Origin of the sequence: Desulfotignum phosphitoxidans DSM 13687, assembly GCF_000350545.1 — a bacterium.
Classification (GTDB): domain Bacteria; phylum Desulfobacterota; class Desulfobacteria; order Desulfobacterales; family Desulfobacteraceae; genus Desulfotignum; species Desulfotignum phosphitoxidans.
Map to the genome: position 1 here is coordinate 134,877 of NZ_APJX01000004.1, position 23,400 is coordinate 158,276.

Annotated in this window: 23 protein-coding genes and 1 tRNA gene; 8 read left to right on the plus strand and 16 right to left on the minus strand. The window is 52.8% G+C overall.

The annotated features are described in order from the left end of the window. Position 1: 1 nt before the first annotated feature. The 12 genes from rseP to rho form a co-directional block, all read right to left on the minus strand. On the minus strand, positions 2-1,072 hold the full coding sequence (gene rseP / locus DPO_RS10310) for an RIP metalloprotease RseP (RefSeq protein ID WP_006965814.1): 1,071 nt from the start codon (positions 1,070-1,072) through the stop codon (positions 2-4). A gap of 15 nt (positions 1,073-1,087) precedes the next feature. Then, on the minus strand, positions 1,088-2,236 hold the full coding sequence (locus tag DPO_RS10315) for a 1-deoxy-D-xylulose-5-phosphate reductoisomerase (RefSeq protein ID WP_006965816.1): 1,149 nt from the start codon (positions 2,234-2,236) through the stop codon (positions 1,088-1,090). After that, the gene (locus DPO_RS10320; RefSeq protein WP_006965818.1) at positions 2,233-3,051 is read right to left on the minus strand and encodes a phosphatidate cytidylyltransferase; all 819 of its coding nucleotides are present in this window, start codon (positions 3,049-3,051) and stop codon (positions 2,233-2,235) included. Before DPO_RS10320 ends, DPO_RS10315 begins: the two co-directional genes overlap by 4 nt. Further along, entirely contained in the window at positions 3,018-3,788 is a 771-nt protein-coding gene (locus DPO_RS10325; RefSeq protein ID WP_006965820.1) for an isoprenyl transferase, read from the minus strand. The genes DPO_RS10320 and DPO_RS10325 overlap by 34 nt, the downstream gene beginning before the upstream one ends. Further along, complete coding sequence (gene frr / locus DPO_RS10330; RefSeq protein ID WP_006965823.1) at positions 3,778-4,335, minus strand: ribosome recycling factor; 558 nt, start codon at positions 4,333-4,335, stop codon at positions 3,778-3,780. The genes DPO_RS10325 and frr overlap by 11 nt, the downstream gene beginning before the upstream one ends. Before the next feature lie 14 nt (positions 4,336-4,349). Next, positions 4,350-5,066 carry a UMP kinase gene (gene pyrH / locus DPO_RS10335; RefSeq protein ID WP_006965824.1) on the minus strand — a complete coding sequence of 239 codons (717 nt, stop codon included), beginning with the start codon at positions 5,064-5,066 and terminating at the stop codon, positions 4,350-4,352. 3 nt (positions 5,067-5,069) lie between these two features. Further along, a complete protein-coding gene (gene tsf / locus DPO_RS10340; protein WP_006965825.1) occupies positions 5,070-5,666 on the minus strand; it encodes a translation elongation factor Ts in 597 nt (198 codons plus the stop codon). Positions 5,667-5,692: 26 nt separating this feature from the next. Next, the gene (gene rpsB, locus DPO_RS10345; protein WP_006965826.1) at positions 5,693-6,550 is read right to left on the minus strand and encodes a 30S ribosomal protein S2; all 858 of its coding nucleotides are present in this window, start codon (positions 6,548-6,550) and stop codon (positions 5,693-5,695) included. A gap of 107 nt (positions 6,551-6,657) precedes the next feature. After that, on the minus strand, positions 6,658-7,575 hold the full coding sequence (gene prmC / locus DPO_RS10350) for a peptide chain release factor N(5)-glutamine methyltransferase (RefSeq protein ID WP_006965827.1): 918 nt from the start codon (positions 7,573-7,575) through the stop codon (positions 6,658-6,660). Next, positions 7,575-8,648 carry a peptide chain release factor 1 gene (prfA, locus tag DPO_RS10355; RefSeq protein WP_006965828.1) on the minus strand — a complete coding sequence of 358 codons (1,074 nt, stop codon included), beginning with the start codon at positions 8,646-8,648 and terminating at the stop codon, positions 7,575-7,577. The genes prmC and prfA overlap by 1 nt, the downstream gene beginning before the upstream one ends. A gap of 65 nt (positions 8,649-8,713) precedes the next feature. Beyond that, positions 8,714-8,932 carry a 50S ribosomal protein L31 gene (gene rpmE / locus DPO_RS10360; protein WP_006965829.1) on the minus strand — a complete coding sequence of 73 codons (219 nt, stop codon included), beginning with the start codon at positions 8,930-8,932 and terminating at the stop codon, positions 8,714-8,716. A gap of 67 nt (positions 8,933-8,999) precedes the next feature. Then, entirely contained in the window at positions 9,000-10,247 is a 1,248-nt protein-coding gene (gene rho / locus DPO_RS10365; protein ID WP_006965830.1) for a transcription termination factor Rho, read from the minus strand. A 366-nt stretch (positions 10,248-10,613) separates the two neighbouring features. Between rho and ndk the strand changes: the two genes are divergently transcribed. Then, a complete protein-coding gene (gene ndk / locus DPO_RS10370) occupies positions 10,614-11,033 on the plus strand; it encodes a nucleoside-diphosphate kinase (protein WP_006965831.1) in 420 nt (139 codons plus the stop codon). Between the two features lie 91 nt (positions 11,034-11,124). On the opposite strand, the gene DPO_RS10375 is transcribed toward ndk, so the two are convergent. Next, positions 11,125-11,568 (minus strand): PPC domain-containing DNA-binding protein, encoded by a 444-nt coding sequence (locus DPO_RS10375; RefSeq protein WP_006965832.1) that lies wholly within the window; start codon positions 11,566-11,568, stop codon positions 11,125-11,127. A gap of 111 nt (positions 11,569-11,679) precedes the next feature. Beyond that, positions 11,680-12,492, minus strand: coding sequence for an ATP-dependent sacrificial sulfur transferase LarE (larE, locus tag DPO_RS10380; protein WP_006965833.1), 813 nt, complete (start codon positions 12,490-12,492; stop codon positions 11,680-11,682). A 126-nt stretch (positions 12,493-12,618) separates the two neighbouring features. Between larE and DPO_RS10385 the strand changes: the two genes are divergently transcribed. From DPO_RS10385 to DPO_RS10395, 3 genes are all read left to right on the plus strand, one after another. After that, positions 12,619-12,692, plus strand: a tRNA-Gln gene (locus DPO_RS10385). Between the two features lie 262 nt (positions 12,693-12,954). Beyond that, a complete protein-coding gene (gene nfsA / locus DPO_RS10390; protein ID WP_006965834.1) occupies positions 12,955-13,692 on the plus strand; it encodes an oxygen-insensitive NADPH nitroreductase in 738 nt (245 codons plus the stop codon). 16 nt (positions 13,693-13,708) lie between these two features. Next, positions 13,709-15,163: a UvrD-helicase domain-containing protein gene (locus DPO_RS10395; RefSeq protein WP_006965835.1), complete on the plus strand. Its 1,455-nt coding sequence runs from the start codon at positions 13,709-13,711 to the stop codon at positions 15,161-15,163. On the opposite strand, the gene recD2 is transcribed toward DPO_RS10395, so the two are convergent. Beyond that, entirely contained in the window at positions 15,141-17,690 is a 2,550-nt protein-coding gene (gene recD2, locus DPO_RS10400; protein WP_328284770.1) for an SF1B family DNA helicase RecD2, read from the minus strand. The two genes, DPO_RS10395 and recD2, sit on opposite strands and share 23 nt — an antisense overlap. Before the next feature lie 191 nt (positions 17,691-17,881). Between recD2 and DPO_RS10405 the strand changes: the two genes are divergently transcribed. Beyond that, the gene (locus DPO_RS10405; protein WP_040011815.1) at positions 17,882-19,669 is read left to right on the plus strand and encodes a hypothetical protein; all 1,788 of its coding nucleotides are present in this window, start codon (positions 17,882-17,884) and stop codon (positions 19,667-19,669) included. Between the two features lie 4 nt (positions 19,670-19,673). Here DPO_RS10405 and DPO_RS10410 read toward each other — a convergent pair whose 3' ends face one another. Next, positions 19,674-20,375 (minus strand): GntR family transcriptional regulator, encoded by a 702-nt coding sequence (locus DPO_RS10410; RefSeq protein WP_006965838.1) that lies wholly within the window; start codon positions 20,373-20,375, stop codon positions 19,674-19,676. Positions 20,376-20,538: 163 nt separating this feature from the next. Here DPO_RS10410 and DPO_RS10415 point away from each other — a divergent pair, with 163 nt between their 5' ends. The 3 genes from DPO_RS10415 to DPO_RS10425 all read left to right on the plus strand — a co-directional run bounded on the left by DPO_RS10415 (position 20,539) and on the right by DPO_RS10425 (position 23,356). Continuing rightward, entirely contained in the window at positions 20,539-21,657 is a 1,119-nt protein-coding gene (locus DPO_RS10415; protein ID WP_006965839.1) for a transketolase C-terminal domain-containing protein, read from the plus strand. Next, entirely contained in the window at positions 21,650-22,939 is a 1,290-nt protein-coding gene (locus DPO_RS10420; RefSeq protein ID WP_006965840.1) for a thiamine pyrophosphate-dependent enzyme, read from the plus strand. Before DPO_RS10415 ends, DPO_RS10420 begins: the two co-directional genes overlap by 8 nt. Before the next feature lie 138 nt (positions 22,940-23,077). After that, entirely contained in the window at positions 23,078-23,356 is a 279-nt protein-coding gene (locus DPO_RS10425) for a hypothetical protein (RefSeq protein ID WP_040011816.1), read from the plus strand. The last annotated feature ends 44 nt before the right edge of the window (positions 23,357-23,400 follow it).

Genomic DNA, 23,400 nt, shown 5'->3' on the forward strand with positions numbered 1-23,400 from the left:
GTTATCCACCATTGAAAATTCTTATAATATCATTGTAAAAAACAAACACCATCAATGCCACCAGAAGGGCGGCCCCGAACTGGATCATTTTTTCTTTTACTTTGTCGCTGACCTGTTTTCCCGTGACCGCCTCGATGCCGAAAAACACCAGGTGCCCCCCGTCCAGCACCGGGATGGGGAACAGGTTGATGATGCCCAGGTTGACCGACAGCAATGCAATGAACCACACAAAATTCACGACACCGGCTTTGGCCTGTTCCCCGGCCATCTGGGCGATCATGATGGGGCCTCCTAAGTTGTCGGCGGACAGGCTGCCCGAGATCATCTTGCCCACGGACAGAATGGTCACTTTCACCAGCCCATATGTATCTGAAATGGACCTTGCCATGGCCTGGAACGGATTCAGCGGCTGATGAAATACATCGCCCGTGCCCCGGATGCCGATGACGTACCGGTCCACAGGTTCCTGGAACACATTGACGGTTTCCTGTTTTTCCGGAACCAGAGAAATCCGCAGGGTCCGCCCTTCCCGGTCCACGCCGATGTCCAGGACCTGCCCGTCTGATTCTCCCACGATCCGGGAAATGTCTTCAAAAGACCGGATGTCATGGCCGTCGACTTTCGTGATCACATCACCGGGCAAAAGCCCGGCCTGCTGGGCCGGGGTGTTGTCCATGACCTCGCCGATCACCGGTCTGGCCAGATAGATGCCGGAAAACTGATACAGGACATAGAAAATAAAAATCGCCAGAAAAAAATTAAACGCCGGTCCGGCAGCCACGATCAGGCTTTTCTGGTACAAAGGTTTGTGGGAAAATGAGATGGCTTCATCTTCTAAAGGCAGATCTTTACCCGGTTCTTCCCCCACCATTTTCACATATCCCCCTAAAGGAACGGCAGAGATACAATATTGGGTGCGGCCTTTCATTTTTTTAAATATTTTGGGACCGAATCCCAGAGAAAATACATCCACGCCTACTTTGAAAAACCGGGCCACCAGAAAATGGCCCAGCTCGTGGATGAACACCAGAACACCGATAACGATAATAAATGCGACAACGGAATGACCCACGTTTACCTCTCTAAATTATATAAGGGAGCCGGCTTTTTCCCTGGCCCAGCGATCGGCCTCAATAATACCTGAAAGATCTGGATTGTCAATGCAGGTATGGGCTGCCATGGTGGTGGAAACAAGGGTAAAAATGTCGGAAAACCGGATGCGCCGGTCAAGGAATGCCTGAACCGCCACTTCATTGGCGGCATTCATCACCGCAGGCAGGGTCCCTTTTTTTTCGCACGCTTCCCGGGCAAATGCCAGGGATGGAAACCGCTCAGAATCCGGGGCGCAAAAGGTCAGAGAGGCAAGTGCGGCAAAATCCGGAAATGACAGGCCGGTATCCAGGCGATCCGGAAATGACAGGGCAAAGGAGATGGCCTGTTTCATGTCCGGCACCCCCATCTGGGCCATGACCGATCCGTCGGCAAATCCGACCATGGAATGGACAATGCTCTGGGGATGGATCAGCACCTGAATATTTTGATGGGAAATGCCGAACAGGTGCACGGCTTCGATGAGTTCCAGCCCCTTGTTCATGAGTGTGGCTGAATCAATGGAGATCTTGTTCCCCATGGACCAGTTGGGATGGTTTAACGCATCTTCTCTGGTAATGCCGGGAAAATCCGATTGGGGTGTATTTCTGAAAGGTCCGCCGGATGCCGTGAGAAAAAGCTGTTTCACGTCCCTGGCCTGATTGCCCAGCATGCATTGAAACATGGCGGAATGCTCACTGTCCACGGGCAGCACGGTCACGTTTTTTTCCCGGGCTTTGGCCATGACAATGTCGCCGGCCATCACCAGGGTTTCCTTGTTGGCCAGGGCAATGTCTTTTCCAGCCTCAATGGCGGCCAGGGCCGGGTTCAACCCTGCGGCCCCCACCATGGCCAGCACCACGGTGTCCACCTTGTCCCAGGCGGCTGCGGCCGCGTATCCGGAAGCTCCGGACAGAATCTCAGGCCGGACACCCGGCGGCAGCATGTCACCCAGTTCCCGGGCCTTGGCCTCATCCAGCACCGCCACCATCTCCGGCATAAATTGCTGGATCTGGCGGCGCAACAGCGGCAGATTATTGGCAGCGGTCAACGCCTTTACCTGAAACCGGTCCGGATGCATGCGGACAATTTCAAGGGCAGACGTACCAATGGAACCGGTCGCCCCTAAAATGGACAGAAGCTTCATATCCCCACCGCCAGCAGATATGCGTAGAGCACGGGAATGGCGAACAGCAACCCGTCAATGCGGTCCAGCATCCCCCCATGGCCCGGCAGAATCCGGCCGGAATCCTTGACCGAGGACGCCCGCTTTAAAGCGGATTCAAACAGATCTCCCACCTGCCCGGCCACGGCAATGAGAAAGGAACAGGGAAGTGTCAATAAGGCCAGCCCGGGTGAACCAAAAAACAGCATTGAAAAAATCAGTCCGGCTGTCATGGATGCACCGATACCGCCGGCTGATCCTTCCAGGGTTTTTTTGGGGCTGATCCGGGGTGCCAGTTTGCGTTTTCCAAAATATGTGCCCGTGTAAAAGGCGCCGGTATCATTCATGAAACAGACAATCAACAGCCAGAAAACCCAGAGCGCGCCGTGCTCCATATTTCTTACAAACAGCAGCAAAGACAGGGACAAGGGAATATACATGATCCCTAAGGCCTGCCGGGCGATGGTATCAAACAGATCTTTGCCTGCCGGGAACCGGAACAGGACAAAGGCGGACAGAAAAATCAGGTTCAGGATCAACACAAGAATCATTGCCGGCCACGAAGCAAAGGCGGCGGCAGTCACCAGAAAGATACAGGTCAGATAGGAAAACCCGGAAATCATCCATGGCACGGTATGGTTATCAGATCTGAAAACAATGCGCAGATATTCCCGGATGGCAGAAACAGCCACGGCGGAAACCAGGGCGGACAAAATCATGGGGGTACCTTTGATCAGAATCCAAATGATCAAAGGCGCCAGTATTAATGTGGTAATCCATCGCTGGGCATGTTGCATTCAACGTTACCGAACCGTCGGTCCCTTTTCTGATAATGGGTTAAGATATCGATAAATTCCGCCTGGGTAAAATCCGGCCACAGGGTGGGCGTGATGAAAATTTCCGCATACGCGGACTGCCAGAGCAGAAAATTGGATAGCCGGAACTCCCCGGAGGTCCGGATGACCAGGTCCGGGTCCGGCATACCGGCGGTGTACAGATGATTCGATATCATTTGCTCATTGATGTCTTGTGGTGCCAGTTCACCGGTGGCCACTTTTTTGGCCAGGGCGTGAACCGCATCGGTAATCTCCTGGCGACTGCCGTAGCTTAACGCCAGGTTCAGGGTCATTTGTGTATTGTTGCAGGTATCGGCCATGGTTTCCCTGGCTTTAGCCTGAACATCTTCCGGCAGTTTTTCCAACTGACCCAGCACGTTCAGGCAGATCCCTTTTTCCATCATTTCTTTGCGCTCCGACACCAGAAATTGTTTTAACAGATGCATGAGCGTCGACACTTCGGAACGGGGTCTGGCCCAGTTTTCAGTGGAAAATGCATATAAAGTCAAAAAAGGAATCTGCAATTTCCGGCAGGACTGAACAATGGTTCGGACCGTCTGAGAGCCTTTTTCATGGCCTTTGACCCGGTTCAACCATCGTTTTTTGGCCCACCGGCCGTTGCCGTCCATGATAACCGCCACATGTTTCGGCAATCTGGCAGAATCCAGACCATGGACCTGCCCTTCTTCAGATTTCAAGGATTTCCTTTTCTTTTTCAGCAAAAATATCGTCCAGTCGCTGGATATACTCGTCGGTCAGGTCCTGAACCTGTTTTTGCCCCTTGAAGCTGTCATCTTCGGAAATTTCCCCGTCCTTTTGAAGTTCCTTGAGCATGTCATTGGAATCCCGACGGATATTGCGAACCGCTACCTTGTAATCTTCACATATTTTGGACACATTTTTGGCGATCTCCTTTCTGCGCTCCTCAGTCAAAGGAGGGATGGAAATCCGGATCAATTTACCGTCATTGGAGGGTGTCAGTCCGAGATTGGCTTTGTGAATGGCTTTTTCCACCGAATTGATCACGCTGATATCCCACGGCTTCACAGTTATCAAACGACTTTCGGGAATGGATACCGTGGCCATCTGGGGCAACGGGGTCTGGGTGCCGTAATAATCCACTTTCACACTGTCCAGCATGGACTGGGATGCCCTGCCGGTCCGAACCTTTCCCATCTCCTTGACAAAGGCTTTCTGTGTTTTTCCCATCCGGTCCCTGGTTTCTTCGACCACTTCATCGATCATATGAGGTCACCTTTCTATTTTATCCGGGTGCCGATATCCTGACCCAACACCGCCTTGAGAATGTTATCCGATTGATGCAGATCAAACACCTGAAGGGGCAGGTCATGCTCCATGGCCAGGGAAATGGCCGTCATATCCATGACATGGAGCTGTTTTTCAATCACCCGCATATAGGACAATTCATCAAACATTACCGCATCTTCATGGGCCACCGGGTCTTTGTCATATACCCCGTCCACCTGAGTGGCTTTGAACAGAATCTGTGCACGGGTTTCATGGGCTCTGAGCACAGCCGCCGTATCTGTGGTAAAATATGGGTTGCCTGTCCCTGCCGCAAAAATCACGATCCGCCCTTTTTCAAGATGTCGAATGGCCTTTCTCCGAATAAAGGGTTCTGCAATCTGATCCATGCGTATGGCTGACTGAACCCGGGTGGGCACATCACATTTCTCCAGGGCATCACACAATGCCAGGGAGTTAATCACTGTGGACAGCATTCCCATATTATCGGCGGAACTTCTATCCATACCCGCGGAACTGCCGGCCACCCCTCGGAAGATGTTCCCCCCGCCCACCACAATGCCGATTTCAACGTTCAGGCGGGCCACTTTGGCAATTTCTTCCGCCACATAATGAATCATTTCCGGGGTGATGCCGAAGCCCTGATTTCCCATCAGGGCTTCGCCACTCAGCTTGATTAAAATCCGTTTGAATTCCGGCTGAGTATTCAACAGTTACGCTCCTATCTGGAATCGTGCAAAGCGTCTGATCTGGATATTTTCACCGATCTTGCCGATGGTTTCCTTGAGGAATTCTTCAATGGTTTTCTGGGGGTCCTTGACATACGGCTGACTCAAAAGGCAGACTTCCTTGTAGAATTTTTCCACCTTGCCGTCCACAATCTTGTCAATGATGTTTTCGGGTTTACCTTCTTCAAGCATCTGGGCCTTGAAAATTTCACGTTCTTTTTCCACCACGCTTTGATCCACATCCTCCGGTGTCAGTCCGGCAGGATTGGCAGCAGCGATGTGCATGGCAATGTTTTTGGCAAATTCGATAAAATCATCGGTTTTGGCCACAAAATCGGATTCACAATTCACTTCCACCAGCACGCCCAGTTTGGCACCGGTGTGAATATAAGAATACACTATGCCTTCTGACGTGGATCGACCCGCCCGCTTGGCTGCTTTGGCCAGCCCTTTTTTGCGCAGCAGATCGAACGCTTTTTCCATATTGCCGTCTGCTTCGGCCAGCACCCGTTTACAATCCATGATGCCCGACCCGGTTGCTTCGCGCAGTTCTTTTACCATTGCTGCGGAAATCTCAGCCATATTATTATGCTCCTATTAAAATGTCGTTATTCAGTTTCAATCGATTCTTCTGCCGGTTCAGCAGGTGTGGTTTTACGTTTGATTTTTTCCACAACAGGGCCGTCAGTACCGTCTGATACCACTTCAATGGCCACTTTCTGATCCCCTTTATCCATCTCTTTTTCCTGATCACCATCGGCCTGGGCCTGCATTTTTTCTTCATAGATCTGACGGCCTTCAATGCAGGCATCGGCAATCCGGGAGGTAAACAGCCGGATCGAACGGATGGCATCGTCATTGCCGGGGATCACATAATCAATATCATCCGGATCGCAGTTGGTATCCACGACTGCCACAATGGGAATGCCCAGGCGTTTGCCCTCTTTGACGGCAATGGCCTCATTTTTGGGATCAATGATGAAAATGGCGGAGGGCAGCCGTTTCATATGGCTGATACCGCCGATGGCAAATTCCAGTTTCTCTTTTTCCTTGAGCATTTTTGACTGCTCTTTTTTGGGATAATTTTCAAGGGTCCCGTCATTTTCAATGGAATTGAGAAAATGGTACCGGTTGATATTGTTCTTAATGGTCTGAAAGTTGGTCAGCATGCCGCCCAACCACCGGTTTTCCACATAAAACATCTCCGCCCGGTTGGCTTCTTCATACAGGGCTTCGGACGCCTGTTTTTTGGTTCCCACAAACAGGACATCCTTGCCTTCCGCGGCAATGCCTTTGATGAAATCATGGGCTTCTTTGAACAGTTTCACGGTCTGCTGAAGGTCGATAATGTAGATCCCGTTTCTGGCCCCGAAGATATATTTTTTCATCTTGGGGTTCCAGCGTTTTGTCTGGTGTCCGAAATGAACACCGGCTTCCAGCAATTCTCTGATGGTAATGTAGGCCATTGGTTCTCCAAATCAATCTAAATGGTTTTGTAAATCCTTCATCCATTTCATCCCCGGAAATCGACTTTATGAAAAAGCACCGGACTCCGGGTCCATGAATGTGTGTGTTAAACGCTTCTAATAAAAATCCTTACATGTATATCAAAAACAAAAAACTTAATCAATTTTTTTTTCAATTGTGCCACCCGGTTTTGACCGGCCAGATCCTGAACAATATTTATCTGATCAAACTGGGGGCATGCTTTTGCCAGGGCCGTGACATCGGCTTTCTGGTCAAACCCCATTTCCAGAAGAAGCTGTCCCCCGGGCACCAGAAAATCGCCGGCATGGGTCACTAACTCACGGATACATGTTAACCCGTCATGTCCGCCGTCAAGGGCTGACCTTGGTTCATGATCCCTGATTTCAGGGGCCAGGCCAAAAATATCTTCGGTGGGAATATACGGCGGGTTCGAGACAATGACATCAAAAAAAGGACCGGTGGTCAGCGGCGCAAACCAGGATCCGTTGAAAAAATGAATCGTTCCGATCTCTTTTTCCCGGGCCGCGTTTTTCCGGGCTGCGTCCAGTGCGATCCGGGAAATATCGCCGGCAAAAAAAAGATGTTCCGGGTGAGCCTTTGCCAGAGAGATGACAATGGCGCCGGAGCCCACCCCCAGTTCCAGGATCTTTTGCGGATTTCGAGGAATTTCATCCAGAACTGACAATGCGGTTGTCACCAGGGTTTCAGTGTCCGGCCGGGGGATGAGTACACCCGGACCCACCTGAAAACTGGACTCGAAAAATCCTTTTTCTCCGGTGATATAGGCCACCGGTTCATGGTTTTTCCGACGTTGAATCAATGTTTTGAACCGGGTCAGTTCCTGTTTTTCCAAAGGCCGGTCATGCTGCAGATACAGATCCAGGCGCCGGACACCTAAACAGAATCCCAGCAGAATTTCCGCAGTCAGGCGGGGGCTGTCGATCTGGTGCCGGGTAAAATAGGTTTCCGTCCAGGAGATCAGTTTGAATACTGTCCAGTCCATTATGCAAAAGTGTGGTTTTTCTGCAAAGCCCGGGCTTGATGAAAGGTTTTCAATTCATCGATAATGGCCTGGATATCACCTTCCATGATACTGTCCAGTTTATACAGGGTCAGCCCGATACGATGATCGGTCATCCGGCCCTGGGGAAAGTTGTAGGTCCGGATACGACCGCTCCGGTCTCCGGTACCCACCTGGCCTTTGCGGTCAGCGGCGCGTTTGGCTTCTTCTTCTCTCATCCTGGCGTCCAGGATTCGGGATTTCAACACGCCCAGAGCTTTGGCCTTGTTTTTATGCTGAGATTTTTCATCCTGGCACGTGGCCACCACACCCGTGGGGACATGGGTGACCCGAACAGCGGAATCCGTGGTATTCACCGACTGTCCCCCGGGTCCGGACGCCCGGAATACATCCACTTTGATGTCTGCCGGATTGATTTCAATGTCGATATCTTCGGCTTCGGGCAATACGGCCACGGTAACGGCAGACGTGTGGATCCGGCCCTGGGTTTCGGTTTCCGGCACCCGCTGCACCCGATGGGTGCCGCTTTCATACTTGAACGCGCCAAACACACCTTTCCCCTGAATCAAAGAAACGATCTCCTTGAATCCCCCGGCGCTGGAATCATTTTTTTCAATCACCTCGACGTTCCAGTTTTTGTTTTCCGCATACCGGGAGTACATTCTGAAAAGATCGCCGGCAAAAATACCGGCTTCTTCTCCGCCCGTGCCGGCCCGGATCTCCAGGATCACGTTTTTGTCATCTCTGGGATCTCTGGGCATGAGCAGCACATTGAGTTTGGATATCAGTGTTTCAGCCTGTTTTTCCAGACTGACGATCTCGTCTCTGGCCATCCCGCGAATCTCAGAATCCGGATCTTTCAACAGATCCTGGGCTTCTTCCAGTTGAGACTGAACCTGTTCATAGGTCCGGAACACCGGAACAATGCGATTGAGTTCTCCGTGCTCCTTGACGTATTTCTGGTATTTGGTCTGGTCTTTGATCACCTCAGGGTCACTCAGCAGGTGCTCCAGCTTGACATACCGTTCTTCTATGCCTTTTAATTTTTCAATCATGATGCAAAAATCCAAAAGGGGTGTCTGTAGCAGACCCCCTTTTGTAAAATGTCAATGATTTAAAATTATACCAGTTTGCTTGCATCAAAGTTGGCATATTTTCTTTTGAACCGGTCAATACGGCCGGCAGAGTCCACCAGTTTCTGTTTTCCGGTAAAAAACGGATGACACTGTGAACAAATTTCCACCTTGATGGCCTCACGGGTGGAACCCACATCAAAGGTGGCACCGCATGCACAGGTAGCGGTCGTTCTTGCATATTTGGGATGAATGTCTTTTTTCATTTTTTCCTATCACTCCTTGGTGCATCTGCCTTTTCAATCCGGCAGCTGATTCATAAAAAATTTATGTTCATGAATTCATCAATTCAAGAAACTCTTTATTATCCTTTGTTCCCTGCATTTTTTCAAGTAAAAACTGCATACTGTCCACAGAATTTAAACTGGACAACAATTTTCTCAAAATCCAGACCCGGTTCAAAGTCATGGGATCCAGGAGCAGTTCCTCTTTCCGTGTGCCGGACCGGTTGATGTCAATGGCCGGGAACACGCGCTTATCCGCCAGTTTTCTGTCCAGTGCCAGCTCCATGTTGCCGGTGCCCTTGAACTCTTCAAAGATCACCTCATCCATGCGGCTGCCGGTTTCCACCAGGGCTGTGGCGATAATGGTCAGGCTCCCGCCGTCCTCGATATTCCGGGCGGCCCCGAAAAACCGTTTGGGCCGGTCCAGGGCATTGGAATCCACACCACCGGACAAAATTTTTCCGGACGGCGGCATCACCGCATTGTAGGCCCGGGCCAGCCGGGTGATGGAATCCAGAAGAATCACCACATCATGGCCCTGTTCCACGATCCGCTTGGCTTTTTCAATGACCATCTCCGCCACCTGCACATGCCGCTCCGCCGGCTCGTCAAACGTGGAACTGATCACTTCCGCATCCACTGACCGGGTCATGTCCGTGACCTCTTCGGGGCGTTCGTCAATCAGCAGAATCATGGGTACAATGCTTTTATGGGATTTGATCATAGAATTGGCAATGTTCTGGAGCAGCATGGTTTTTCCGGCTTTAGGGGGCGAAACAATCAACCCTCTTTGTCCAAAACCGATGGGTGACATCAGATCGATGATCCGCATGGAATAGTTGTCGGATTCCGCCTCCAGATTCATCTTTCGATCCGGATAAAGCGGCAGCAGGTTGTCAAACAAAATCGTTTCAGCCGCCACTTCCGGGCTCTGAAAGTTGACGGCCTCCACTTTGAGCAGGGCAAAATACCGTTCTGAATCTTTGGGTTGCCTCACCTGGCCGGAGATGGTATCCCCGGTTCTCAAATTAAAGCGCCGGATCTGGGAAGGAGATACATAAATGTCATCCGGGCCGGGCAGATAATTATAGCCGGGTGCCCTGAGAAAACCGAATCCATCCGGAAGAATTTCAAGGGTTCCCTCTCCATATACCTGGCCGCTTTTTTCAATATTGGCCTGGAGCAGGGCAAAAATCAATTCCTGTTTTTTTAGACCGCCGATCCCTTTAATATTGTTATCTTTAGCAAGCTTGGTCAGCTCGCTGATTTTCATTTTATTAAGTTCTACAAGATTCATTCGCGCTCCCGAATATTTTTATTTTTTTCATTTTCCGGCATAATTTCATTTTCTGGCAAGGATCAGTCGATTTTACAGGACGTCTTTGATGTCTGGAATTTTCGAATACAACCAAATATGGAAAAATACAGACCATGGACTGGTATTATCTGAATAACACCTGACTAATAGTGCATTAATTTTTTATTGTCAACAATTCTTTTGAAGAACCGGCCCTTATATTGACTTACAATACACGGATATGGTAATTTCCCCTTCTGATTCACACAAATCCTTCATGACAGGGTCTCAACCATTGCACCATCAGCCATTGATCCTGTCCTGCCTGGACAAACTTTATTACAATTGAAGAAAGGAAAACCAACCGTGGAAAGAACACTGTCCATTATCAAGCCCGACGGGGTGGCAAAAAACATCATCGGCGAGGTAATCAAACGTTTTGAAAGCGCGGGCATCAAAATCGCTGCCATGAAAATGATCCACCTGACCAAATCCCAGGCCCAGGGATTTTATGCCGTTCACAAAGAACGTCCGTTTTTCGACAGCCTCACTGATTTCATGACCTCCGGTCCCATTGTTGTCATGGTGCTGGAAGGCGAAAACGTAATTGCCGAAAACCGCAAAATCATGGGTGCCACCAATTTCAAAGAAGCGGAAGAAGGTACCATCCGCCGCGAGTATGCCACTGACATTGAAAAGAATGTGGTCCACGGATCCGATGCCCCGGAAACCGCTGCTTTTGAAATCAGCTATTTTTTCAATCACCTGGAGATCCAGTCCCGGTAAGCCATCTTACCTTGCAGGCGCAGCCATTTTTTTTAACTGCGCCTGCTTCGGCCTGATAAAGACGTCACCGGTTTTCAGGTCGGGCGGCTCTTCAGGGCACCAACATGGCAAACCCGGTGACCTCATCTTTTTTGCGTACCCCGCCGGCGCCGGTCAGTTCATAAAGTATCACCTCCATCATCTGCCATACCTTGACTCCTTTGCGGATACACCCGGTCACCGTTGTGTCTCCCCTGCCGCAGGCCAGGTGCATGTGCAGCACCGGATTGCCGGTTTCATCCGGGAACAGGGTCCCGGTGCCGGTCACTTCATGGACCTCCTCCAGGACATGGGTCTGTGGCGTGACCGGGAACCGACGGCCCTGCTTTGGTCCGGTCACCAGTTCGCTGCCTTTGTCAGCCCCGCCCAAAACCACCAGTGAGGCTGCCCGGACCCCCTGGTTCCTGGCAAATGTCTCAATAACCTCATGAATCACCTCTCCGTCTTCCAGGCGGATCACAAAGACCCGGCCCGGCTGTGCCTGTGAATATTTCATATTCCGTGCTTCCTGTCTGCTTCAGTTTGGGTTTTATTGTCAGCCACTGCTGTGTCATCCCTGTTTCTCTTATCGTCTGTCGATCGATTCTGAAGTCCTGATTGCATTTATTTAGCTCGGATTCATTTTCCCGGTGTGATACCCGTCCAGGTCCAGACTTACAAAAGTGAACCCGATCGTTTTGAGGGCCACTGAGATCTGTTTGCGATGCGCCACCATGGCTTCAATGGCGGCTGCTTCGATTTCGATGCGGGCCACGGTGCCATGGCACCGCACCCGGACATGAAAAAATCCCAGAGACCGGAGAAATTGTTCGGCCTGATCAATGCGAACCAGGGCCTTTTCTGTGATCACATCAAAAAAAGGAATCCGGGTAGCCAGACAGGATTGAGACGGCAGGTCCCAGGTCGCCAGACCCATCTGCCTGGAACAGGTACGAATCCGGTGTTTGGAAAACCCGGCCTCGACCAGGGGGGCACGGACTCCCAGTTCTTCGGCTGCTTTCAGACCGGGCCGGAAATCGCCCAGATCATCGGTGTTCACCCCGTGCAGCACATGGGTGATCCCATTTTTGTCCGCAACCCTGCGGATCACAGAGAATACCACGTTTTTACAATGATAACAGCGCGCCAGTGTGTTTGCCGTCACCTGTTCATGGCTCAGAATATCGAGTTTTACCACCTGATGCGCAACCCCGAGATCTTTGGCTGTCTGCCGGGCCTGCCGAATCTCCTGTTTGGTTACAAACGCGGATTCCACAGTCACTGCCAGCAGATTCTCCAAACCGGATTCAGCGGCCACTGCCAGCAGAAAAGCGGAATCCACCCCGCCGGAAAATGCCACCGCCGCGGTTTTCAACTTTTTTAATCCGGCTTTGAGCGTCAATTTGTTTGCATCACACGCAGAAGTTGATTCATCTGTCATCTTTTATTGCTTTCATTCAATTTATCCGCTTAAAGGTAACGGGGATTTTTCGATCCCGGCAAACAACCAGAAAGTCCTTGACACGGCCGGGTCTTTGATGTATAAACCCCGGACATTCAGCACTGGTGGGTGATCGTCCAATGGCAGGACTACGGACTCTGACTCCGTCAATCTAGGTTCGAATCCTAGTCACCCAGCCATTGAATTCATAAGGATTTCAGCGTAAGTTGAAATCCTTTTTTGATTTTCATAGGTTCTCTATATTTTATCATCGTACCCCCAATAAACAACGGTGTTTTCTGTGGTCAATTTTTTCTGATCCTCAGTCATTGTTTCTTCAGTTATGATAATTCAAAATACATGCAAACACAACGCCGTTTCCTTTTCAACGTCGCTTGAAACAACGGCCCGGAAATGATAGCCTGCTTTAAAGATCACAACCCATTTGGTGAAGGAAACATCATGACCTCTGTTCTGAACCTTTTGTCCGCCCACCGGTCCATCCGGAAATTCACTGCAAAATCCGTGGATGAAACCCTGCTCACATCATTGATTTCCGCAGCCCAGTGCACCAGCACGTCCCATCATGTTCAGGCATACACCATTATTCAGGTGACTGATGCGGATACGCGGCAGAAAATCGCCGACATGGCCGGTCCCCAGCCCTGGGTGGCCCAGGCCCCGGTGTTCCTGGTGTTCTGTGCCGATCTGACCCGGCTGGTGCATGCCTGCCGCCGTCATAACGCCGCCCCTGAAACCGGATGGGCCGAGCAGCTGCTGGTGGCCACTGTGGATACGGCCCTGATGGCCCAGAGTCTGATGCTGGGAGCCGAATCTGTAGGCATTGGCGGGGTGTTTATCGGCGGAATCCGCAATGACCCGGATCTGGTGAGTGACCTGCTGCACATCCCTGAACACGCATATCCCGTGTTCGGCATGTGTCTGGGATATCCGGACGATGATCCCGCTCCCAAACCCCGGCTGCCGGTGGGTGCGGTGTTTCATAAGGACCGGTTCCCTTCGGCCATGGAACAGAAACCTTTGACAGACTATGATCAAAAGATCCAGACCTATTATGAAAAACGGTCACCCACCCTCAAAGACCGGACCTGGACCCGGCAGATGGCGGATTTCACCGGCCAGGTGATCCGGCCCCACATGAAAGCCTTTCTGGAAAAAAAAGGGTTTTTCAGACAATAGTCCTGTCTTGTCATCCATGATACACCCCACCGCCGAGCAGCAGCAGATCATTGACACGGACCCGGTTCCCGGACAGATTCTCAAAATCCTGGCTTTTGCCGGTACCGGCAAGACCACCACCCTGGTGGCATATGCCCGAAAACGGCCCGGACTGCGATTTTTGTATCTGGCGTTCAACAAAAGCGTGCAGCAGGAAGCCGCCAGAAAATTTCCCTCCAATGTCATGGCCCGCACCGCCCATTCCTTAGGCTTCCGGGTCAAAGGAGTTCCTCATAAAAACCGGCTGGTGCAGCGGTTCCGGGCCAATCAGGTCATGGATGCCCTGAACCTGGATAATTATGAAACCGCGCGATTCACCATGGAAACCCTGCATCAGTACCTGGTGTCCGCTGATCCGGTGGTGAATTTTTCCCATGTTCCTGCTTCGGCCCGGGGTCATTATCAGCGTCAGGGCTTAAAAATGCCGGACCTGGTGGCCCATGCCAATCGTCTGGGGCGTCTGATGTGTACCGGGGATCATCCGGATATCGGCATGCTTCATGACGGGTATCTCAAGCTGTACCAGCTGTCCGACCCGGTTTTAAATTTCGACTGTATCCTGCTGGACGAAGCCCAGGACATCAACCCGGTGGTAAGTGCCATTGTCCTGTCCCAGGTCAAATCGGACCGGCCTGAAAAAAAACCGGCCATTATCGTGGTAGGAGACAACCACCAGCAGATCTACAGTTTCAGAGGCGCCAAAGATACCCTGAAAACGCTTGCGGCCCACCAGACCTGCTATCTGACCCAGAGTTTCCGGTTTGACAACAATATTGCCAAAGCCGCCAACATGGTGCTGTCTGTCTTTAAAAAAGAAACCCGGCAGCTTAAGGGTACGGCTAACCCGAAAAAAAAGGTCCCCTGGGATCCCCATGGCCATACGATTATCGCCCGCACCAATGCCGTGCTGTTTGACCGGGCAGTCCAGCTTTACAAAACCCATGATATCGGGTTTGCCGGCGGAATCCAGGGATACCGCCTGGATCTGCTCACATCGGTTTCATTTCTATATGACAAGACCAGGACCCGGGTTCAGGATCCCTTTATCAAAGGGTTTTCCAATTTTGGGGATCTCAAGTCCTATGCCACGACCGTGGAGGATCTGGAACTGTCTTCGGTGTGTGCGGTGGTGGAAAAATACGGCCCTTCCCTGCGGTCCCATGTGGATCGGATCAGGCAAACGGCCCGGCCCCCTGAACAGGCCGGAATTCTTTTGACCACGGCCCACAAGGCCAAGGGTCTGGAATGGAACAATGTTCTGATCATGGATGATTTTGTTTCCCTGGTCAAAGACGGCCTTCTCATTGATCCCGCCGGGGCGGATCCGGACGAGTTCAACCTGATCTATGTGGCCATGACCCGGGCCCGGGTCCATTTGCGGTTCCACAAAAACAGCAGCATTCCCGAGTTTATCCGGCTGCTTCGTCCTTAAGCAGCTGGGCCAGGGCGGTCTGGCGTTTTGAGATATCCTGGTTTTTCACAGCCATGGCCAGGGCCCGCCGGGTGCCCACAAACACGGCCAGTTTCTTTGCCCGGGTGATCCCGGTATAGATCAGGTTGCGGAACAGCATCTTGAAATGCTGGGTCATCACCGGGATGATCACGGCCTCGAATTCCGATCCCTGGGATTTATGGATGGTCACGGCATAGGCCAGGTCCAGTTCCAGGATATCGGCCTGGCGGTACTGCACCGGCGGGGTATCGGAAGAAAACACCACGGACAGGGTCAGATCAGCGGCATCAATGGCGGTGATCGTGCCGATATCGCCGTTGAATACGTTCAGATCATAATTGTTTTTCCGGTGGATGACCCGGTCCCCTTTCCGGAACACCCGCTGGCCCACGGTAATCTGGGCTTTGCCGGGCGCCTGGGGATTAGCAGTCTCCTGGATCACCCGATTCAGGTTCACCGTGCCCAAGGATCCCCTTGTCATGGGAGAAAGGATCTGGATTTCCATGGATGCCCCATGATATCTGGGAATCCATTCCATATAGAGTTTCCGGATCACATCCACGGCTGTCAGCCCATAATGCAAACAAGACCAGGGGTGGACCTTTTTAAGCACAGCCAGAAGCTCCTCCACCCGGGTGCCGGCGGCAGCCACCTGGTCCAGGTTGACATGGGCGAATTTTTCAGGAATCTGGATCTCGGTTTCGTAGGGCCGCACCGGTTCTTTCACCCGAAACTCAAACAGATCCGGATCATCAAGATCTTTGGTCACCTCTTCTTTATTCACGTCTGTCAGGGCCTTGATCCGCCGGATGAACTGCAGCTGTTCAGCAGTGGCTTCATCCGCGTCCAGAAACAGACAGTCGGTTTTTTTATGCCACACGGACGGGTCCTTGAACGGCGAGGCGATCCAGGGCATGTTCCCGCTGTTGATCTGGTGGGCATACTGAATAATCAATGACTGGGCCGCCTGGCGGAAAATCTGCGTCAACCGGAAACAGGAAACAATGCCCGACCCGATCAGGTCCTTGAGCACATTGCCGGCCCCCACGGACGGCAGCTGGTCATAATCTCCGATAAACACCACCTGACACCCTTCAGGCACGGCTTTGAGCAAAGAAGCGGTCAGGCTGATATCCAGCATGGAGCTTTCATCCACCACCAGAAAATCGGCTTTAAGGGGAGTATCCTCATTTTTCTTGAACTGCCCGTTGGCCCACCCCAAAAGCCGGTGAATGGTTTTGGCGTCTCTGCCGATCACCTCCCCCATGCGCTGGGCGGCCCGGCCCGTGGGGGCCGCCAGCACCACCCGGCGTTTCATGGCTTCCAGAAGCGCCACCAAAACCCGGGTGGCTGTGGTCTTGCCGCAGCCCGGCCCGCCCGTGAGAATGGAAACCCCTTTGCCGGTGATCCCCTGGATTGCGCCGGCCTGTTCCTCACTCAATTGCAGATGCCTGGACCGGGTATAAAGCTGGACCCACCGGCGGATCCGGGTTGTGTCCACATCCGGCGGGTCGGTCATCTGTGCCATGCGCCGGGCCACATACAGTTCGTCAAAATACAGAGATCTGGCATAATAACAGGCCTGGCTGGGTTCTCCGGGCGCCGGCACCAGGGTCCGGCGCATGAGCAGCCGGTCGGCTTCCATGGTTTCCAGCACCCCATCCAGGCCCCGGGACAGATCCAGGCCCAGCAGTTCTTCCACCTGCGTTTTAATTTGAGAAAAGGTCAGAAAACAATGACCGAAATTTCTGGCCGCAGACAGCACATGGCGGATGCCCGCAACAATACGCCGGGGGCTGTCGGTTGCCAGACCGATGCTCAAGGCCACCTTGTCAGCGGAAAAAAAGCCGATCCCATAAAAATCATCCGCCAGGCAATAGGGGTCATCCATGACCCTGGCAATGGCCTCATCCCCATAGGCCTTGTAAATGCGCACGGAAAACAGGGTGGAAATACCATGGGACTGCAAAAACATCATCACATCCCGGATGGCCCGGTGTTCGATCCAGGCGGCGGAGATCATCTCCAGTTTTTTTTCGGCAATACCCGGGACCTCCACAAGGCGGTGGATCTGGTTTTCAAACACGTCCAGGGTCTGGTCCCTGAAATGCCTGACAATTTTTTTCGCGGTTTTAGGCCCCACCCCTTTGATAAGGCCGGACCCGATATATTTTTCCAGGGCCCCGGCGGATGCGGGTTTTTGTTCTTCAGCCCGGGTGGCGGAAAACTGGCGCCCATATCTGGGATGTGTCTGCCAGGCCCCTTCAAAACTCATGGTGGCCCCGGCAAATACCTTTGTCTGATGCACCAGCACGGTTTCCCGCCGGCCCGGCGCGTCAAAAGGCAGGATCTGGAGCACAGACCACCCGTTGTCCGGATTGTGATAGGTCACCCGGTCCACCACCCCGCGCAACTGTTCCCGGATCATCCCCTGGTTCGCCGGGATATCGGAGTGTCCATCCTGCGGGGCCTGAACCGCTGGATATGAAAATTTGCGGTCTGCCATGACTGTCACCATATCCCAAACCAGGGGTAAAGGACAAGTCCCGGCGTACACTCTTTTTTCCAGCCCCCCACCCCAGCGGCGGCACTTCTGACAATACCTGCCGTTTAATCCTTGACAGATTTTCCAGGTAAATGATACCTGTTTGGCTGATAAGCCCGATGACACCGCAATTTCATACATGGGGGCAGACCATGGACACACACCCGATGAAACAGAAAAATCTTGTGGCCCAATGGGCCTTTGACTGCCGGCCCATTTTGGGCCGGCTCCACCTGTGGCTGGAAAATGTGCACATTGAATGGCTCCGGGGAAAACCGGCCGATGACCTGCTGGACAGCATTTCGTTCACTGATCCGCGCACCGAAAAGATGCTGGCCATGACCCTGGCGGTGACAGCGTTGGGCACCCGGCTGTTCGGCCGGTACGGCCAGGGCGCCGGGCTGGATAAAACCGGGCTGAACATTGTCAAAAAAGACGCGGATGCCATTTCCGCCTATGCCATGAGTGAAAGTCTGTGGTACCTGACCCGGACCCTGCCGGAAAACCATGCCATCATGGTCTGTCTGGGCGAAGGCCTGATGCCCAAGGCCGGGGAAACATCGGAAATGGGGGCCAATCCGCTGCTGGGATTCGGCCGGATTTATGCCCGGCCCCAGGTGGCCAAATTTCTGGAAACCTGGGTCAACCGGCTCATCAATGATCCCGCTTTTTCCTGGGAAGATTTCAAGAAGACCATCGCCCGGGAGGGGATCACCATCTGGGGCGCGGCCATCGATACCCTGGAAAACACTTCCCGGTTTGCCAAAGGAGAAGCGGCCGGTCCTTTGACCGTGCTGCATCTGTTTGATCAGCCCCTGGCCATCTCAGATCAGTACGAAGGATATATCGGCAACCTGGTGATCCCCAAAAAAGTGGTGGACCGGGCTGCCAAGGATTCCATTCTCATTGATTTCTTCACCCCCCGCCACCGGGTGGTTGAAGCGATTCAGAAAGCCTATCCCGGGATTGAACCCGGGCATATCCATGTGTGGACCCTGAAAGGCGACAGCCGGGCCGGCCGCATCGGTTACCTATGGGAACAATGGGAAGCGGCCGGGGCCCATCTGGTGAATGACGACTGGATGCTGCCCAACGGATGGACGCCGTTCACCGATTCCGGCACCTATGCCCCGACCCTGACCATCGGGGACTGGCAGGACGAAGATAACGACACCCACCTGTTCATTGTGGACGGATATGCGGCGTCGGCCGAAGCCATCCAGGCCGCCAGCCTGGCCCCGATCCTGGATCTGTCCGCATCCCTGGCCGTGCTGTCTTCCCGGTTCCGGTTCACCGCGCCTCTGGATGCGGCAGCCATGAAACTGGATCCGGACAGTGATACGTTTGCAGACCAGCTCCGGGATCGGGTGAATGATCCGGATCTGAATCCGGACTTTGTCCAGAAGTATAAAGACAGCATCCTGGCCGCACAAAAAGCCGGTATCCCCCTGAACTCCCGGACCATTACCGCGGATGATCTGATTTCTGAAAAAAAATGGCAGGCCCTGGCCGGAGCCGGATATATGCTGCCCGATCCCTACACCGGGGCCCCGGGGGTCACACAGATTGACGATGACACCTATGAGGTGACAGTCCGCATCACCACGGCTGCCGGAGACAAGCGGATCACCGTCGCCCTTCGCCTGCTGGAGAATTTCAACGAAAGCAAACTGGTATTCAGCCCTTTATTGAACCGGTTTCTCAAGGGTGAGGATTTCCGGCACCGGGCCGTAAAAATTTCCGATTCCGGCAGGATCCGAAATGAATTGCAGACCCTGTGTTCAGAGGCATTGCGCTTTTACGATACCAAAATGATCCTGAACTTTGACAAAATTCCGGAAGCCACCATTTCCAGAGAAGACCAGAAACTGCTGCGGCAGGTCCTTGCCTGGTACAAAAAGAATCACCCCATCTGGTTTGACTGGCTGGAGCTGAGATGATGGGTCACACCATCTTAATGCGCTTTTCCTGCAATGCCCGTCGGGTACTTTCAATGGCATGCTTTTTCACGTTGGCGATATGGCGGGACAGCACGGCACGGGCCTGGGCCAGGTCTTTGTTTTCAATGGCTTCATACAGTTGAATGTGCTCATTGTCCACCCGGTCCATGGGCGTGACAAACAAAATATTGCCCCGGTATTTAAGATACAGCAGATCAAACAGATATTTCAGGGTGTTGAACTGAATCTGGTTGTCGGAGAGCTGGGCCAGTTTCAGATGAAACTCCATGTCCTTGAGCAGCCGTTCTTTGAGATAAATATCCCTGACGGCAGCCAGATGGCTGTCCAGGGCTTTTTTCAACTGGGTGATCCCGCGTCTGCCGATGTTTTCGATGGTGGCGGACAAAAGCGACACCTCGATGAGTTCCCGGAACTCATAAATCTCGGTAATCTCGGCCAGGCTCACGTTTTCAGTATAATATCCCCTGTTGGGCTCATGCCGGACCAGCCCCTGGAACTCCAGATGCTTCAGCGCCTGGATCACCGGGGTGGTGCTCATGTTCAGCCGTTTGGCCAGATCTCCATATGATACTTTCTGGCCCGGGATAATCTCGTTGTGAAAAAACATCCGGCGGATGCCCATATAGGCTTCCCGGGTGAAATCTTCCTTGGTTTTTCTGGGCACGGTCTTTTTTGGTTGTTTCATGAACGTCATCCTTATATCAACACCCGGATAAAATCAATTAAAAATATGGGAATTACACCTTGACATGTTTTAGCAAACCCTTTAAAATCCGTCAAATATTTAATCAAATATCTGATCAGATTTATATTGGATGAATCCGATCAATTTTTTGAAGGAGACCATTATGGCATCTGTATTCATGGAAGGCAACGAAGCCGTTGCCAGGGGGGCCATGGCCGCCGGCTGCAATTTTTTTGCCGGTTATCCCATTACACCGGCCACCACCATATTCAATAATATGCTTAAAATGCTGCCACCCAGAGACGGTGTCTGCATCCAGGGAGAAGACGAGATTGCATCCATGGGATACTGTATCGGTGCATCCATGGCCGGCAAAAAAGTGCTTACCGCCACTTCCGGCCCGGGTATCAGCCTGTACAGTGAACACATCTCTTTTGCCATCGGCAGTGAGATTCCGCTGGTGATCGCCAATGTTCAGCGATTAGGGCCTTCCACCGGCTCCGCCACAAGAGGGGCGGACTCGGACATCCAGTTCATGCGCTGGGGATCCACATCCGGCGCGCCCGTGATTGTCCTGGCACCCAAAGATGCAAAAGATTGTTTAGAATTGACCGTGCATGCGTTCAACTTTGCCGAAGAGTTCCGGTGTCCGGTGTTCATCGCCTCCAACAAGGAGATCGGCATGACCAAGGAAAGCTTTGACATGGATGACCTGAATCTGCCTCCCCTGGTGGAGCGCACTCCGTACACCGGCACCGGTCCCTATGTACCGTTTGCAGCCGATCCGGAAAAAGCCCCGCCGTTTCTGCCCATCGGCGGCACTACCCTGGTACGCCAGACCTCTTCCACCCACGGCCCGGACGGATATATCACCATCGATCCCCAGATCATTGCCGCCATGCAGCAACGGCTGCACACCAAACTGACCGCTGCCATGGACCGCATCACCCTGTATGAAGAAACCATGGTGCCTGACACCGACACCCTGGTCATCTCCTACGGCATCACCTCCCGGGCCGTGACAGATGCGGCGACCGCCCTGGCTGCAAAAGGCCGGCCCGTGTCCACCCTGTCTTTGAAAACCTTATGGCCGGTTCCTGAGGCCCTGCTTGCAGAAAAAGCGGCCCGATTCAAAAAAATTGTGGTGATCGAGATGAACCTGGGCCAGTACGTCAATGAGATCAAACGCGTGCTGTGCGGCAAACCCGTAAAATTTTACGGCCAGATGAACGGCACGATGATCCCCCCTGCCAAGATTATGGAGACCATTGAAAATGAATAGCTTTTTAAATACCAGCCGACCCCCGGTATTCTGCCCGGGCTGCACCCATGAACGCATTACCAAAAGCCTGGATGCTGCGCTGATAAAGATGGGCATCCCGGATCATAAAACCGTGATCGTCACCGATATCGGGTGTTCCGGTCTGTTTGACACGTTTTTCAATGTCCATGCCCTGCACGGGGTTCATGGCCGGGCATTGACCTATGCCGCCGGCCTGAAACTGGCTGATCCGTCCCTGAACGTCATCGTGACCATGGGAGACGGCGGCATGGGTATCGGCGGCGCCCATGTGCTGTCCGCCTGCCGGAAAAACATGGATTTGACCCTGATCATTTTGAACAACTTCAACTTCGGCATGACCGGGGGCCAGTATTCGGCCACAACACCCAGTGATGCCGTGGTGGGATCCGAATTTCTCAACCAGGCGGAAATTCCCATGGACATCTGCGGTGTGGTGGAAAGTGCCGGTGCCAGCTATGTGTCCCGGATCTCCGGGATGGATGACGGACTGTCCGATGAACTGGTCTCAGCCATGAAACACAAGGGATTTTCTGTTGTGGAAACTTTGGGCCTGTGCACGGGCCGGTACACCAAACGCAATCAGCTCACTCCCAAAGTGATCGACCAGATGATCGAACAAAGACCGTCTCCGGGCGGGGTGATCGAGAAAAACCAGCGGCCCGAATATGGAGACAGATACCGGCAGCTGGCAAAGGAAAAAGGCAAATTCCCCGACCCCTTTGTGGTCAAAAAGCAGTTTGACATGCCCGATGCCAGACGGCACGAGGTGGTGATTCTGGGATCGGCCGGCATGCGCATCGTCACTGCCGGGGATATGGTCTGTTTTGCCGGAATCTCCGGCGGGCTGAACGTGTCCATTAAAAATGATTACAACATCACCGTGCTCAGGGGCCAGTCCGTCTCGGAAATCCTGCTGTCCCCGGAAAAAATCGGATACACCGGCATCGAATCCCCCACTGTGGTGCTGGCTTTAAGTGATGAAGGCGTGGCCCGGCGGCAAAAGATTTTTGCCACCCTGTCCCCGGATACCTATGTGCTCAAGGAAGCCAGCGTGGCCATTCCCGACACCCCGGCACAGGTGGAAGAGATCGATTTCAAGGCCATGAAAATCAAAAAGACCGACTGGGCTCTGGCCTCTCTGGCCGTGCTGGCAAAACATGAAATCGTGCTCAACAAAGATATGCTTGTCTTTGCCTTAAAATCCCGGTTTAATGAAAAAGTGTTCAACTTGTCCATGGAAACCGTGAATAAAATTTTGTAACCACGGACCAAACACCCGGATGCGGGAACAGGATCTTCAGGGGCGGCATGACAAAACCCGACGGCATGCGCAGAACAGCGGTGAATCCATCGGCCAACCCCCTGGCCCCTGCCCTCCTGGTCCGGGTGTTTCTGCCTTTTGCGGCTCGGATATTTTCTTTCCTGCCTGTTCCGGATCAACGGATTCCAGATGGCGGCCGGCGGCTTAGACGTCCTGGCCGCCTTCACCCCGGTGGAATTTGCTTTGAGATTCACTGACTGGCGGGGGGTATTCCTGGGTCTGGGCGTTCTATGTGTCCTGATGGCGGCTGCCGTGTTCACAGTGGTGCCGGAATCGGACAAAAACCGGTGCCTGAGCCTCCAGATTCTGGGCCTGGCCTGGTTTTTCATATCCCCGCTGCTGCAAAACCGATCGTAAGGGCCGGCAGATAACTGCCGGTGATATCCGGTCCGAGACCTGCA